The 15,102-nt window shown below is 52.7% G+C and carries 14 protein-coding genes; 7 read left to right on the forward strand and 7 right to left on the reverse strand.

Features of this window, described 5'->3' with window-relative positions; genetic code table 11:
* Positions 1–405: 405 nt before the first annotated feature.
* On the forward strand, positions 406–648 hold the full coding sequence (locus tag CA13_RS18570; protein WP_146399116.1) for a hypothetical protein: 243 nt from the start codon (positions 406–408) through the stop codon (positions 646–648).
* Positions 649–702: 54 nt separating this feature from the next.
* Here the strand turns inward: CA13_RS18570 and CA13_RS18575 are convergent, their stop codons facing one another.
* The 4 genes from CA13_RS18575 to CA13_RS18590 all read right to left on the reverse strand — a co-directional run bounded on the left by CA13_RS18575 (position 703) and on the right by CA13_RS18590 (position 4,978).
* Positions 703–1,635: a transporter gene (locus CA13_RS18575; RefSeq protein ID WP_419194545.1), complete on the reverse strand. Its 933-nt coding sequence runs from the start codon at positions 1,633–1,635 to the stop codon at positions 703–705.
* A 336-nt stretch (positions 1,636–1,971) separates the two neighbouring features.
* On the reverse strand, positions 1,972–2,772 hold the full coding sequence (locus tag CA13_RS18580; RefSeq protein ID WP_146399120.1) for a phosphoribosylformylglycinamidine synthase subunit PurQ: 801 nt from the start codon (positions 2,770–2,772) through the stop codon (positions 1,972–1,974).
* 153 nt (positions 2,773–2,925) lie between these two features.
* Entirely contained in the window at positions 2,926–4,344 is a 1,419-nt protein-coding gene (locus CA13_RS18585; RefSeq protein ID WP_419194546.1) for a sporulation protein, read from the reverse strand.
* Entirely contained in the window at positions 4,319–4,978 is a 660-nt protein-coding gene (locus tag CA13_RS18590) for a hypothetical protein (RefSeq protein ID WP_419194547.1), read from the reverse strand. Before CA13_RS18590 ends, CA13_RS18585 begins: the two co-directional genes overlap by 26 nt.
* Positions 4,979–5,054: 76 nt before the next feature.
* Between CA13_RS18590 and CA13_RS18595 the strand changes: the two genes are divergently transcribed.
* Together CA13_RS18595 and CA13_RS18600 are read left to right on the forward strand one after the other, a co-directional pair.
* Complete coding sequence (locus CA13_RS18595) at positions 5,055–5,750, forward strand: TVP38/TMEM64 family protein (RefSeq protein ID WP_419194548.1); 696 nt, start codon at positions 5,055–5,057, stop codon at positions 5,748–5,750.
* A 75-nt stretch (positions 5,751–5,825) separates the two neighbouring features.
* Positions 5,826–6,263, forward strand: coding sequence for a PH domain-containing protein (locus CA13_RS18600; protein ID WP_146399128.1), 438 nt, complete (start codon positions 5,826–5,828; stop codon positions 6,261–6,263).
* On the opposite strand, the gene CA13_RS18605 is transcribed toward CA13_RS18600, so the two are convergent.
* Positions 6,237–7,097, reverse strand: coding sequence for a class I SAM-dependent methyltransferase (locus CA13_RS18605; RefSeq protein WP_419194549.1), 861 nt, complete (start codon positions 7,095–7,097; stop codon positions 6,237–6,239). The two genes, CA13_RS18600 and CA13_RS18605, sit on opposite strands and share 27 nt — an antisense overlap.
* A gap of 298 nt (positions 7,098–7,395) precedes the next feature.
* On the opposite strand from CA13_RS18605, the gene CA13_RS18610 reads away from it, so the two are divergent.
* From CA13_RS18610 to CA13_RS18625, 4 genes are all read left to right on the forward strand, one after another.
* Positions 7,396–8,280 (forward strand): hypothetical protein, encoded by an 885-nt coding sequence (locus CA13_RS18610; protein ID WP_146399132.1) that lies wholly within the window; start codon positions 7,396–7,398, stop codon positions 8,278–8,280.
* 103 nt (positions 8,281–8,383) lie between these two features.
* Positions 8,384–10,246 carry a hypothetical protein gene (locus tag CA13_RS18615; protein ID WP_146399134.1) on the forward strand — a complete coding sequence of 621 codons (1,863 nt, stop codon included), beginning with the start codon at positions 8,384–8,386 and terminating at the stop codon, positions 10,244–10,246.
* Positions 10,227–10,967, forward strand: coding sequence for a class I SAM-dependent methyltransferase (locus CA13_RS18620; RefSeq protein WP_473087468.1), 741 nt, complete (start codon positions 10,227–10,229; stop codon positions 10,965–10,967). Before CA13_RS18615 ends, CA13_RS18620 begins: the two co-directional genes overlap by 20 nt.
* Positions 10,968–11,086: 119 nt before the next feature.
* Positions 11,087–12,718, forward strand: coding sequence for a fumarate hydratase (locus CA13_RS18625; protein WP_146399138.1), 1,632 nt, complete (start codon positions 11,087–11,089; stop codon positions 12,716–12,718).
* Between the two features lie 196 nt (positions 12,719–12,914).
* Here CA13_RS18625 and CA13_RS18630 read toward each other — a convergent pair whose 3' ends face one another.
* Both CA13_RS18630 and CA13_RS18635 read right to left on the reverse strand, forming a co-directional pair.
* On the reverse strand, positions 12,915–13,673 hold the full coding sequence (locus CA13_RS18630; protein WP_146399140.1) for a PEP-CTERM sorting domain-containing protein: 759 nt from the start codon (positions 13,671–13,673) through the stop codon (positions 12,915–12,917).
* Between the two features lie 358 nt (positions 13,674–14,031).
* Positions 14,032–14,976: a tetratricopeptide repeat protein gene (locus tag CA13_RS18635; RefSeq protein WP_146399142.1), complete on the reverse strand. Its 945-nt coding sequence runs from the start codon at positions 14,974–14,976 to the stop codon at positions 14,032–14,034.
* Between the last annotated feature and the right edge of the window lie 126 nt (positions 14,977–15,102).

Consider the following 15,102-nt stretch of genomic DNA (forward strand, 5'->3'; position numbering starts at 1 on the left):
GTTACGATCGCTTTAGGGATGCTTTTGCCAACGCGGAGGTATTGGTCGGACGGTTGAGTTGGCCGTTTGTAGGCCTATATCGTGCCGCTCACACCGCAGGTCGTAAAACGGATTTGCCGCTGGAACGCAAGCGAAAAGGAACGCAAGCGAAAAGGAGCGCAACTGAAATCACGTGACGGTGCGCAGCAATCCTTGATCGGCAAATCTGTTTCCGTAAACCTTTGACGGTCACTCCGGTCGACCGGCAATCCGTTTGGCAGAATACCCTCGGCTTTGGGTCACCGTTGACGTTCACTTTGCTCGCTTCGCGGTGTTTGAATTCATAGCAGTCGATTGCTTCCCGAATCGGTTACCATGCTCGCGAAACAATGTCCACCGCCGAAGGAGCGCAAGGGGGCGACTTAGGTGAATCGCAAACAAAACGCCACCACCATGGTGAAGGTTGCAACTCTGCTTTGCAGCCTTTTTTGTGTGTATGCAATCGCAATCCACTTTGCCGGGATGGAATCGATCCATACGGATGTTCAATTGGCCGTCGATTCATCAGCTGCTCCGCAGCACACGGGTGCTATTTTTCTAGTGCGAAGACTTCGGACCGCTATTGCCGCAAAAGGATTTGGCATCACTATTGTTGAAGCCATCAAGTGAGCCATCACCTATCGCGTCGGTGCGGTTGAGGATCCGCTGCGGTCGGAAATGTAGTTAGAAAGTTCTCGACCAACTAGCGATGATTGCGTAGTCGGTTTCGAGCTGGACTCCATCAACCTCTTGAGCGATCGTCGGAACGATTTCGGCATTGAAGTAGTGGCTTCCCCAAAGGTACTGAGCCCCGAAACCAAGGCTATACCAGTAGCCGCCACGGAACTGTTCGACATTGGTGCTAATCATCGTTCCGTTTGCCTCAGGGTCCTTGCCATCGAAAGCGGTTCGCCATAGATGCTCACCTCGCATCGAGACCGACAAGTTGTCTGTCAAGAGAATACTGTTCCAACTATTGAAACGGTATTCCTCTCCGACTCGATAGCCGCGATAGTTGTGTCCAATCGGCAAGTCCGTTTGGAACTGCATCCCCCAGCTATACCAGTCGTAATAGCGTTTAAAGGTAATCCCCGGACGCATGTTGAACGTACCACTACCGAGACGCATCGGATAAGGAAAGGCGGTCGGCGAACCGGTCGGTATCGAAGTGGTTTCAAAGATGTCTCCGGTCGGAACCGAGCACCCCAAATTGAGTATCCAATCTTGGCAGTCGTCGCTGTAAAGCCGCAGCAGTGCACCGAATGCCATGTCGCCGAAGCCGCTGTTACTTGTCGTAAAATCGGTAAAGTCTGCCCGCGTATGATCCATCGATATGTTTGGCAGCATCGCCATCGTATAGAGAGTGATATCGTCTGTCGCTCCATACATGACATGAGCCATGTGCATTTCCATCGTCATTTGCGTTGGAGTAGCAGCTCGGTTGGTTGTGATCCCGTCGGTGGTGATGCCCGGGCCAGGAGGTCCAACGGGTGTGGATGTTCCGAGTGCGGAGGAGTCCGAGATCGTGTTTTCGCCGATGCGGTTGTCTTCCATGAACATGTTCATGTACTTGTACTCAACCATCCACTTACCGGGCTCGTGTAAATGGTCGCCCATGATTCCAGCGGGGGCATGTTTATCAGCTAGTGAACGTCGAGAGCCTGGGCCCGCAACCGCAGCAGAAGCAAAAACACCTATAACGCAATAACCGACGATCAGCCGAAGCAACATTGAGACGCATCCATGGTCAAATCAGGCGTAAACAAATCAGGCGCAATCAATTAGGGAGCCCACTACGTTCCTGATCGGCGGATGCTTTGTCGGAAGTATTGCCGATCGCAATTGGGCGTTACGACCGGCACGATCGATACCGAAACGCCAGTGCGGTACTTCATCTGGATTCCATCGGTCGACGAAAATTCCATCGGTCGACGTAGAGCTCTGATCCGATGCCTAACTGAACCACTCGATCGCATTGTTAAACATCGCCATTCCGTCGCCCTGGCTAGGTTGTGTCTTTCGGCGAGTCCAGAAAGGATGCTGGGTGGGATCGATATGCCGTTCCGGATGCGGCATCAAGCCAAAGACACGGCCACTCGCGTCGCAAACGCCCGCTGTATTCGCATCGGCACCATTCGGATTGATGGGGAACGGCAAAGGCTCGTTTTGTACTTTGCCATGGTCGCCGTTTGCGTAGCGAACCGCCAAGCGACCCGCTTGCTGCATCGATTCGATCACCTTTGGGCCGGCAGCGACAAATTTGCCTTGGGCGTGTGCCATCGGCAAATACATCCGCTCGATCCCTTTTAGAAAAACGCACGGTGTTTCGTCCACGACCAAATCGACCCAACGATCTTCGAAGCGTCCGTGGTCATTCCAATCGAGTGTCGCCGGTGCATGGTTGTCCGATTCGATTCCCTCGGTCAATACCCCTAACCGCATCAGAACTTGCATGCCATTGCAAATTCCAAGCACCAAACGATCGCCATTTCCGTGAACAAAAGCATCGACAAGTTCTGCGAGATATTGGCGAAGTTTGGTGGCCAAAATGCGACCCGCCGCAATGTCGTCACCGTAACTGAATCCGCCCGGTAAACAGAGAATCTGATAACGATCTTGCAGCGCGGGGTTTTCGATCAACCGATTGACGTGAACGCGTTCGGTGATCCCACCGGCTTGTTCGAAAGCATAGGCGGTTTCTTCATCACAATTGGTGCCAGGAGCACGGAGAACCAAAACGCGAGGTGCAGCCATTGGGGTGGTCAAAAACGTGGATAGCAAATTAGTGGAGTCCGTCAGCAGAAGACGGACGCAGAGGGGCCAGTGTAGACTCCGCAGAGCGAATTGAGAACCTAGTAGATTCTGAGGCGGCTGATTCCGAGGGGGCCGATTCCGATAGGGGAGGGACTAGAGGGCGTCCACACGAATTTGCAGTCGTTCATGGCGATCATCCCAGCCCAATATTTTGCCTTGCCCATGCCACAATTCGCGGCCAATCTGCTCGAATTCATCTGCCAAGTGGTGTGGCACGTAGAGCACCAGCGGCAACGGGGGATCTTCGGCGTTTGCCCAAACTGCATATCCTCCATCGAAAACATGGGGGTCGTCGCTGCCGGCGTACAATAACCGCCGTTCGACCCTTGCCGAGATTTGGAATGTCAATCCCGTCACTGCGTCGACCAGCATTTCGCGTTGCGACGGGTCGTCGCGTACGGCCCAAAGGTGTCCGGCGGTCTCATCGAAAGTGATCGAATCTGACGGCATGGCCCGCTCCGGTCCTCGTCCGCCGGGTGCCGCTCCAGCCATGATTTCTGGAAGCGGTTTGCCCTGCACTTGGCCTGCTTTCCCCGACGGCAATACCTCAAGCGGAATCGCTTTGTGCCAATCAGGCCAACGCGGGATATCGATGCGAAGGTCGGTAGACCATATTAATTTGTTGTCCGTCAAATCGATCGAATAGGGCGCGTCACTGGGTAGTGAGACCGACAAATCAAAACGGTGTTCTTTATTCGCATTTAGAGTCGTCGGACCTTCCAACTGTTCCTTTTGCTCATAGAACAAATGCTTATGGGTTTTTCGATTGCTTCCACTGCCGCTGACGCATTCTTCGCGAGCCGAGAAGGTCATTGAGATACTATTGATTGAAACATTGCGACGTGGCCGGACAACGAGTTCACCTTGAGCTTGCTGGCCCGGCGCAACGGAGGCAGTTGCAAAGTCACAAACCACCTCGCCCAGCAAATATCGCGGTAGAAAGACACGGAATAGATAAAATCCACCCGCTACAAGCATCACCAAGGTCAGCAAGACAAACGGAACGATGGACTTTCCTGCTACCGCAAAACCGCCAAAAAAAGAGACTGACCATATAACAACAAAAAGTCCAATCGCCCACCTCGCCAATTGTTTTGTTGGCACTTTGGTGGAAGCAATCGCTTGTTCCCTGTTGCATGTGGGACGCATCAGGAAAGGGACCGATGCTTTGGGGTCGAAACTCCAGGGGATCTTCGCGCGTGCATCGATATAGTGATCGATGTTCAAGTAGCGACCGTGATAGCTCGGCGGCCATTCCGCGATCGACAGTTCAAACGGGTACGATTCGGACTGGCCCTCGGTCCATTCGCCTTTGAAGAGCGTTTTCGATTCTGCGGTTCCTTTTGCTACGTTTCCTTGGCCATGTGTTCGCCAAACCGATTCCACAACAAGTCCACTACACGACACACCTTTATCAACGTGGACATGAAGCGTTCCACGAATTGTCGCGCCGCCATCATGAAGGAATTCAGGCTCTTTTTCCAACTCAATCGATAAATCGCATTTCGCCATCGCTATACACCTGCTTTTGAACCTGGTCGTACAAGTAACTTTCCATCGCCCTGATATCACTACCGAACTGTCGGACCAACTCCGCTGCATCGGCTCGTGAAAGAACCGGAATCGGGCCAGCGTTCAAACGTGACGCCTCAATTCGCCGGTTCAAGCACTCCCAAATCAAATTCGCATCCCCATCTCGCCCCAATCGGTAAGTCTTGACGCGGTAACCAAATGATCGCAGTGGACGAGATAAATCGCGATGAGTTGCCAAAACCAGCGTTAACCCTGATGAGAAAATCGTTCGCATCACGCTTCGCGGTAACCGCTGGGCTTCGTCAATCATCAACGGATATCCCGTTGGGATTGCGCCACAGGGTCGATCCTCCTCAAGATAGACATAGGCGGCTTCGGGCAATTCTTTTCCAATCGCGAGCATTCGCGTTGTCTTGCCACGTCCGCACTCGCCGATGAATTGAATCGCAATGCGTGGCTGGTTTAGGACGCCAACGATTTCCGAGATATCCACCACCGCAAGTTCGGCTCGTTCGTCGGGTGTCAATTCACCAAACGGATTGCGAAATAAATTGCACCAACCCCAAGGACGGCCGCAGCGAACTTTGGGAAAGATGGTAGACTGGCCAATCACAAAAAAGTCCCCTTCATTCAAGTCATGTGATTTGTCATTCCGCCTATCATCGCACAAATTGCATTCGATCGACAGCATGGCTAGCCCAACCGACTCACGACGATTTCCTTTTCGCTTGATCGTTCCCGCTGTCTTGTTGTTGGCGGCATTGCTTTTCGCCGCTGTCGGAGTGGACGTTGACGAAGTCCAACAATGGATTGCCAACCAAGGAAATGCTGCGACCTTTCTTTTCGTCGTCGTTGGCATTGTGATGATGAGCACGGTGGTTCCCAAAACTGCGATTGCCGTTTCCGCCGGCGCGCTATTCGGGATGCTCACTGGCTCGCTACTGTTGTTATTGATTGCCACACTTGCCGCAATGCTGAATTATGCGATTGGGCGTTGGTGGCTGCGCCGATACCTTGATGAAAAGGTCGCCAGCAGCAAGAGTCCGTGGGCAGCCGTGATTCGCGAGATGGCGGCCGAGGCCGGAGTTGGCTTTCATTTGTTGATCAGGCTATCGCCGATTCCCACCATGATGATTAGCTATTCCATGGGAGCTAGTTCGGCGCGTCGGATTCCCTATTTGATCGCAGCGATCGCCGCAGTCGTGCCGCATTCGATTTGGGTCTATAGCGGTTCATCCGCAATGGTTGCTGGAAGTGACTCGGGAAATGGATTGGCATGGCTGCATACCGCAATCGCGATCACGTTTGGGTTGGTTGTGGGCATTGTGGTCCCGCGCGAAGCAATGCGGCGTCTTGCAAAGCAGAGCGGTGAAATGGAAACTTGAGCTTATCGGACCTGCCTTGTTTCTCACCGCGCGACTACAATATCCGTTAGCAACACTCGGTATTTCGTGAACCACATGAATGACGCTCCTAAGACTCAAAAACCGCCGATTCGTTTCGATTCCGCTGTCGACCTTTGGCTCGCGGCGCTGTTGTTTCTCGCGCCCGTGATCGCCGCTTTCGCAGGCATTTACTTAATCCTTGATGGCAACCCAGGCGACGCATCGATCTTATTTCTGATCGGTGCCGCATCGTTAGCGATAACTGGCCTTTTCACCGTTCCGTGTCGTTACACGGTCCTTGAAGATTCCGTTTCGATTCGTTGTGGGTTGCTTTGTTACCAGATCCCGTTTGACCAAATTCAATCGGTGGAAAAATCGGGAAGCCTGTACAGTGCGCCGGCGCTTTCGATTCGTCGTGTAGCGATTCGAACTGAAAAACGAATCTACCTTGTCTCACCCAAAGACCGCAACGAATTCATCGAGACGTTACGACGAATCGCCAAGATCGATTGATTGGCGGCAGAACACATACTCGTTGCATCCCCAGCCGTTGCCGACGGTTTTTAACGAGTCGAGGACGAATCCCCGCTTGCGAAGCGGGACGATGATCTGCTCAGCGGTGGCCACTTCGAAAGGCAACCCGCCGACCCAGTCGACCCAGTCGTGCCACGCCGACATGCCCCGGTCTCGTCGTTTTGCTTTCCAGTCCGCAAAGGGCAGTGGGTTCTTACCTCGCAGTAATCTCGCCAATGCGAACTTCAATTCGTAAGCAGCGGCAACGACGGTCACCCAACCGCCCCGCAGTCCTCGGGGCAAGCGATTGTAAATCTGTTTGATTTTCAACCAACGTCGGCTCGCACTTCCTTGGTCGTTGTAGATTGCGATGAACAATTGGCCCCCGGAAATCGTGCGATCAGCAGCGATTTCGATTGCTTCGGTCATGTTGCCGGTATGATGAAGTACGCCCCATGAATACACAACTTCGAATTGGCCGAGCGCAGTGATCCATGCTCGGTCGAGAACGGATCCGTGATGGATTTTCCAATCAAGTCCGTCTTTTCCAAAACGGCGTTTCAGTTCGCCCGTGCACCAGACGCTGTCGGCATCGTAGTCGATCGAAGTAACCTCTGCGCCTAGCCGATGCGCGGCGAGCGAAAAGAGTCCGCTGCCGCTACCAATGTCAAGAAAACGCTTGCCGCGGAGTGATTCGCATTGGAGATTATTTTTCAGCGAAGTCACTGCTTCGTCGATTCGGGCTTCGTCCAACGATGCGAGAAATCCTCTCCAATTTTCGCCAAACGCGAAACGTGGTTCGTTTTCTTCACTGGGTAAGTTTCGTTGGGGCACCATCGGATCCTGAGGAGAGCTTTCACGATTATAGCGGGCGTTAGGGGTTTACTCACCCGCATAGTTTACCCAATGCGGGCATCGCTCAGAACATGAGTACGGCACAGCTCCGACACAATTCGCACCACCCCAGACGGGGCACACCGGTTTGTTCGGTTCTTGTAACAAACGAGTACACACAAAAAGGTAATTGGAACGATAGAAAATGCACTACGGTTTCTTCTAATGTTTTTATGCCTCTCTGCTTGAGCAACCTGAATCTCTTTGTGGATTGGCGTTTACGGGATCACACTAAGCTATGCGTTACACCCTCCCCCTGATGCTAACCTTGCTTTCGTTGCTATTTTCTTCTCATGCACAAGCTCAGAGCACGATTAGTCACACACCCTTCAATTTGACGGCCAGCACAGGCGCTTGGATCGCCGATCTGCCCGATTACGACCTCGGGACCAACGCAAGCGGTGGTTCTGCGTTTTTCGATAACCAGAGCGATTTTGGCGGCATTGTCAGACTTGACGCCGTCCGCCGTGCTCTCGGCACGCGGACCAGCTTTGAAGGAAATATATTCTATGCCTTTGCGGATTCGTCGAGCGACGGCAACCTCGGTGACATTACCTTTGCCAATCCTGCCGACGGAGCCGGTGTTGCTCTGACAGGCGCCAATCCACGCTTCGATGGGAGCGTTCGTCACTATGGTGGCGACTTGATCATTCGCGACACATGGCAAACCCGATTCGGTGGCCTGAATGCTGGTCTCGCCTACAGCTTTATGGCGTTTGACCAGGACTTTGATCTCGCGGATGGCTCCACGGCGTTGTTCCAAGAGAAACTCGATACCGATTTTCAGGGTGCAAAGATTGTCAGCGGATGGGACGGCTATTTATTTGGCCGAGCCAGCAAGCTTGATTTCAACGTTGGGTTCTATGACATGAATGTTGATTATCTCGCGGTTCCAGGTTCGGTGGCCGCCTCGTCGGCGAGTGAAATGCAGCAAACAACCTATACGGTTGAAACCGCGTTCACGACGCGGTCGAACATCCGTGGTGTTGATGTTGGCTTGACCGTCGGAGTGACCTACTTCTCTGACATGCCCGTGATTGATCACGTAGCGGGTTCCCCCGCGTCGTTGAGCACTGATGATGCCGTAACGGTTTCGTGCATGTTAGAACTTCTGTTGTTCTAATTGTCACACACAGGCTCCCACACAAGCCGCAGTGTCGTGGTAGAATTGGCTTCAAACGTTTGACGCCAATTCTATTCCACTCGCTTTGCGCACAGAACGGCTTGTGACCCCATCAACTGACTCCTTTCCACCGGCGGACTCCTCTTGCGAATCGATCGCTGAACTTGTTTCGCGATTGGGGAAACCCCCTGAATCGGTCGTTGAAGTTTGGTGTAATCAACTTCGTGATGCAGCGATCGATCACGAAAATCGACTCGGGCATCCGCTAGCCGAGATTGATTTGGCCCAGTGGTTTCTTGGTCCCGAAGGAGAGCTTTGGTTTGCGGGCCAGTGTTATGCATGTCCACCGACTTCCCAGTTCGGTACGCCCATGAATGCCGCTAGTGAGGAACGCATCGAAGTGTTCCGAAATGCGGTACTTGGGAATTCGGTATTTGAGAATGCAGTACTTGGGACTGAGGAAACGATCCGCCCTGAACTTCCTACCACCGACCAAAGCGAGTTTGGGAAAGAGCCGAAATCGAAATCCAAGAAAGGTTGGTTCGCCGCCGCCGCGGCAGGTCTCTTGTTCGCCCTGCTGATGGCTTATCCTTTCATCCGTCGGGACGCGAGTGTGGCATCGAATCGCAACGAGAGCGTATCCGCGCCCTCGCAACCGCCGCTGAAGGGTGTGGCGTCGGATCCCAAAAGTCCCGAAGCGATTCGCGATGAATCACTATCGCTTGAGACGTTCGACAATGCCCCAGACCTCACCGACGAGTCACCGGTGCCAGAATTGCATTCTTTACTTTCGGTTGATTCTTTGCTGCCTGCGGTACCAAGGGTTGTGTCACCGCCATCACACGGAATTGAAAGTGCTGAAGCCGAACAAACACAATCATCCGACGCTCCAAACATGTCACTTGGGGCGAATGACCCCAATGATGGACCCGCAACGGTAGATGCTTTAGAGGCCGTTCCGGACGCCGAATTGCCGGAAGCTCCTCAAAGAGTCCGAATCGCTCCGGTTCAAGCCAATGCGTTTCCTGTTTGGGGTGACGATCCTGACCCGAGTCTGATCGACAACCTTTCGCCGGGAAAGCTCACTTTGCAATTTCCCATCGATGTGCCAATGGTGTTGGTCCCAGGCGAATCGAAAGATGGATACTTCATTCATGACTCTCGAAGTGAAACGGACGTTGCAACGTTAGAGGTGGTTGATGGCAGCTACGCGTTTCAATGGGCCAATGAAATAAAGTCGGCTTCAGCCGCGGCGACACTTCATCATGGTCGACTGCAAGATGCGAAAGGCCATATCACTTACTTGCGTCAGAGCGTCGAAGCCGATCCATGGCCAATGGCGTTTGCACAAACGGATTACCGTCCAACTTGGGAACTCGGTGGAATGATCCCACCTAACGTGACTCGGATTACGGTCGATTTTGAACTTCCCGAAGATATCGAAATTGGCTGGATCGATCCTGTTGATCCTGCTAGTCCTCGACGGGCGAAAGCTTTGGCGGTTCTAACGCACCGTAAACAAGAATTTGTCCAAATCGCGGTGCGGATGAATATTCGATGTACTTCCAAAATGTCGTGCGAAATTCGTTTCGCGGGACGTCTCGATCCGTCGATGCCTTGGCAAACCTTTACCGAAGACGGCTTGGCACAACTCGCTAATCAATTGATCGAGCGGTCGTCGGTTTTGAACGAATTGCATCGGCGAAGTGAAGCGATCTATGACCAAGCGAGTTCGAGTCAGCGGCAAAACCTAAGGCCACAACGCGAACAGCTTAAAGCGCAAATAAAGATAGCCGCGGAAATGTCAGAGCGGCTAGCAGTGTTGCAAGCTGGCGTCGCGGAGCTGCAGCTAGAAGGCAAAATTCGCTGCGAACTTTTGGTTCGATGGCCCGATGGCGATCAAGCGGTCCTGTCGATGCCGATCCTCGAAAAAGATGGAGATTCCGGTGACCACGCCTCTGAATGAAAAATCGTCGACTCAAGAGATTCGTGAGCGGTTTGATGTTGACGTGGATCGATTCAGTCATCTCGAAACAGGGCAATCGGCGACCATTGACGCGCCTTTGGCAATGGAGCTCATTACGGAGGCAGCGGTCGCGTCGACGAAACCGATTCGCCGAGTACTCGATATTGGATGTGGCGCAGGTAACAACACGCTTCGACTTCGTAAGGCACTCAGTGAAGACTTTGAAGCGGATTTGTTGGACCTGAGCGAACCGATGCTTGATCGCGCGGAACTTCGAGTTAGTAGCGAGGGAGCAACCGAAGTCCGCCTTTGGCACGGTGATTTTCGTGACGCCGAATTACCAGAAGAATCCTATGACGTGATTCTTGCCGCTGCGGTACTGCATCATTTGCGTGACGATACGGATTGGCTCAATGCATTCGAAAAGCTCTATCGCTTGCTGACCCCCGGCGGCAGCCTATGGATCACGGACTTGGTGTGGCACGAAACCGAGTCGGTGCAAGCGACGATGTGGCAGCGGTATGCCGACTATTTGACGCAGCTAGGGGGCCAAACCTACTGCGACAAAGTGTTCGCCTATATCGATAAAGAAGATTCGCCGCGACCGGTCACTTACCAATTGGATCTGCTGCGGCGGGTTGGTTTTAGTGATGTGGAACTGCTTCATAAAAACTGCTGTTTCGCAGCATTTGGGGCGATCAAGACCGACAAACAGAAATGAAGTGAACGAATCTTATCGCTGACCGCCCCTTGTTCCAAATCCATCCATTCTGGACAATCCGGGTCCCTCACTTCGATTACAAACAGCCAACCCATCTTGGGTCCTTAAGGAGCATAACAATGGCGGCACCCGAATTTGTCTACCAAGAACTCTTCGAACTCGCAGCCGACCAGACTCAGTACCGCAAACTGACCGGTGACTTCGTAAGTACCAAGACCTTCGAAGGGAAAGAAGTTCTCTGTGTCGATCCCGATGCATTGACGCTACTGAGTCAGCAGGCCTTTCACGATATTAACTTTTTCTTGCGTCCTGCTCATCTGCGACAAGTTGCCGCGATTCTCGATGACCCTGATGCGTCCGAGAACGATCGCATGGTTGCATTGACAATGCTCAAGAATGCGGATGTTGCCAGCGCCGGCGTGTTGCCGTTTTGCCAAGACACCGGCACGGCAATCATCATGGGTAAAAAAGGAAACTCGGTTTGGTCCGAGGGCGACGAATCGGCATTGGCACACGGTGTCTATAACGCCTATACCGAAAACAACCTGCGGTATTCCCAAAACGCTCCGCTGACGATGTGGGATGAAAAGAACACCAGCACGAACTTGCCTGCACAGATCGAACTCGGTGCCGTGGAAGGCGATAGCTACAACTTCTTGTTTATCGCCAAAGGTGGCGGGTCGGCAAACAAGACATACCTGTACCAAGAAACTCGGGCGATCTTGAATCCTAAGACGCTGGTTGGGTACCTCACTGAGAAGATGGAAACGCTTGGCACGGCCGCTTGTCCTCCCTATCACTTGGCCTTTGTGATTGGAGGAACGTCCGCCGAAATGAATTTGAAAACCGTCAAGCTTGCGTCGACCAAGTACCTCGACAACCTGCCTACCACCGGGAATGCCCAAGGACGCGCCTTCCGTGATGTGGAATTAGAAGCAGAGCTTTTGGAAGCGGCTCAAAAATGTGGAATCGGTGCCCAGTTCGGTGGCAAGTACTTTGCCATCGACGTTCGCGTGATTCGTTTGTCGCGTCACGGAGCATCGCTACCAGTTGGCATTGGTGTTTCGTGCAGTGCCGACCGACAAGCCAAAGGAAAGATCACGCGTGACGGCGTGTTCATCGAACAACTCGAATTCGAACCGCTGAAGTATATCCCCGAGGAGCTTCGTCATCGGAAGGACGAGGGCGCGGTGCGTATGGATCTGCGTCGACCAATGAACGAGATTCTCGCTGACCTGAAACGCTACCCGATTCAAACTCGTCTGTTACTGTCGGGGCCGATTATCGTCGCTCGCGATATTGCTCACGCGAAACTCAAGGAACGTCTCGATGCAGGGCAACCGCTACCTGATTATTTGAAAGAGCACCCTGTCTACTATGCCGGTCCTGCGAAAACTCCCGCGGGACTTCCGAGTGGATCGTTTGGTCCAACGACGGCTGGACGGATGGACGGCTACGTCGATTTGTTTCAAAGCAATGGCGGTAGTATGGTGATGATTGCCAAAGGAAATCGTGGCAAACAAGTGACCGAAGCCTGCCAGAAACATGGCGGATTCTATCTCGGCAGCATTGGTGGACCCGCCGCTATCTTGGCGAAAGAGAACATCCGCAAAGTCGAGGTCGTTGAATTTGCGGAGCTCGGTATGGAAGCGGTTTGGAAAATCGAAGTCGAAGATTTCCCAGCGTTCATTCTGGTGGACGACAAAGGAAACGACTTCTTTGAAACCGTCGGCAGCGGATGTGCTCATTAGGCGAGGCCGTCGGTGCTGTGTCCTTCTGTCCGGCACCGTGTCCTTGTGGCCGGTACCGTGTCCTTGTGGCCGGTACCGTGTCCTTGTGGCCGGTACCGTGTCCTTGTGGCCGGTACCGCATTTCTCAACAAGACACCAATCGAACGCTCTTGCGGAAATGTCTTTCCCATCGAGACGCTTTACTTGTTAAAGCGGATCAGCCGTCGATGGATCGTTTGCGACGGCGATGTTGTTGCCAAACACCCCCGATAGCAAACAAACCAAGCACTGCAAGGCTACCCGGTTCCGGGACGGCGCTGACCGTGATGGTTCCCGAGGTCGACGAGTAAACTAAATCGCCGAAAAAGGCGTCAGTAAATTCAGACGCATCGGCTCCGTCGTCGTCAAGCGACACGGTAAAGGTGGAACCCGGGGCAAAGTCCGATGTGGTCATTCCTGGTGGGAGATCAACGTATAAGCGTGTAAGGAGAAACGAGTTTTCGTTATTGACTTCAACGCCAAAAAGCGGGCCATCGAGTCCGGAGAAATCACTAACGTCAACCTCGCTACTGCTAATCCAGTCCAGTGCATTGGTGTCGGTTGCCACGTTTTGACTCATATCCAGACTGTCCGTCGGATCATCATAGAAGAGATAGCTCGTGTCGTTGCTCATGTAAGCTTCAAGCCCAGTCACTACATCAATGTCCGGGTAACTGCTGGGGAACTCCAAATTGGTTCCGCCCATGACAGGAGTGAGATCAAAATTGATAAGGAAGTTCAAAATGCCATCGGGCAAGACGTCAAAAGGAGGCAAATCACTCGTGACCGTCACATCAATTACCGCTTGGGTATCCGGTCCAATGATCGACGCGTCGCTGATGTCGATTATCAAATCAGCATGTGATGGAGCACTTGTGGCGACAACTAGGCAACTCAAAAGAAGCAATAAGCTTGGTAGATTGCGAGATAGAGGCATAAAACAGCCTTTGGGAAAAGAGCATTGAATACGTGATCGACGAAGAGTCCCTCATTGTAGTCAAAAAACTCTTGTATGAGACAGGCGGTTTTTGGCATTTGCGGTGCTGTTTTTTACTTAGTTGATTTGATAATGGTGCATCGTGGGCTCTTTCCGCAGCTGTTGAGGCATTGAAACCAGTTCAACACAGAGAAATCTCACCGAGCCTTCCCCCCCGACAGATGTCGTAGCGTTTTTGCTGATGGAGTGGAGTTCAGCACTCGAGAGTGTTTTTGAGTTGGTTGTAGGCCCAGATCCGTCCAGGCATGGCGGCGCCATGACAGGTCCTGAATAACGTCGATCCCACGTCAATCCCACGTCAATAATCAAAATGCTCTGGCATCGATTCCATCGGTGTGTCAGAGGTTTCTGGGCTGCTCAAGTCGAACACGTCGACAGGTTGATCAACCACGCCAACAGGGAGGGCAAGCGGTACGCCATCGGATGTCCATTCGTTCGCAACCGACGCAGGAACCATAATCGACTCCGACAGATCGCTTGGCGTTGTTTCCCACTCGACGGCATCCGTGGATGTTGGCGGATTTTGGCTCGACATCAGATTGCCCGCTTGTTGTAGGTCCGATCCGCCACGGTCTAGCATAGGGTTCAAATCCAGTGCCAATTGATCCTGGACCCAACGTACCCATCGCGGTCGATATTCGATCATGGCGAGATCTTGCATTTGTTGCCGCGTCAATTCGTCTTGATCGCCCATTCGGATCTTAGAGCGAACGAGATTCCCTAGATACAAGGGGCTGCTTGGATCAAGCTGGCTGGCTTGCCGGTAAAGGTCGATCGCTTCGATCGTTCGTCCGCCCGCTTCGAGCGTCATACCAAGGTTGTTTAGCGGTGTGGGGTCTTCGGGTAGCAATTGTGATGCGGAATCAAAGTGGAATGCCGCTTGAGAGAGCCGATGTTTGTTGAACCAAATCAGTCCTAGATTGTTGTGGGCTCGTCCGTTGGTTGGGTCGAGTTGGATCGCCTTTTCAAAAGACTTAGTCGCCAAATCGCATTTTCCGGCTTTGTAAGATTTGAGACCTTTTTGGAACGCCGCCAATGAATCCGGCGAGACATCCGAAGTGGTTGTCACGGATGTGTGAACGAATTCCGTGTCACCATTGCGATGGAACACCATACATCCGCTGTGAAACGGAATCAGCGTGAAACTGAAAACAAACAGAAATAGTTGATGAATTCGAGGTCGGTCGGGCAGCCCTTCACCGCATTTGCGTCGATCTGTCGTCGTGGATTGGACAGGGAGCATTGGAGGAATCGACCGAGAGTTGCTTTTTTTGGGGGAAACCAAGCGGAAATTACGCCCGTTTCCCCTCTCACCCAAATTTCAGGGATGCGGGTCGAGGTTCAGCGAGCTTGAACGCTACGCTGTCTG

The organism is Novipirellula herctigrandis (genome assembly GCA_007859835.1).
Lineage (GTDB): Bacteria > Planctomycetota > Planctomycetia > Pirellulales > Pirellulaceae > Novipirellula_A > Novipirellula_A herctigrandis.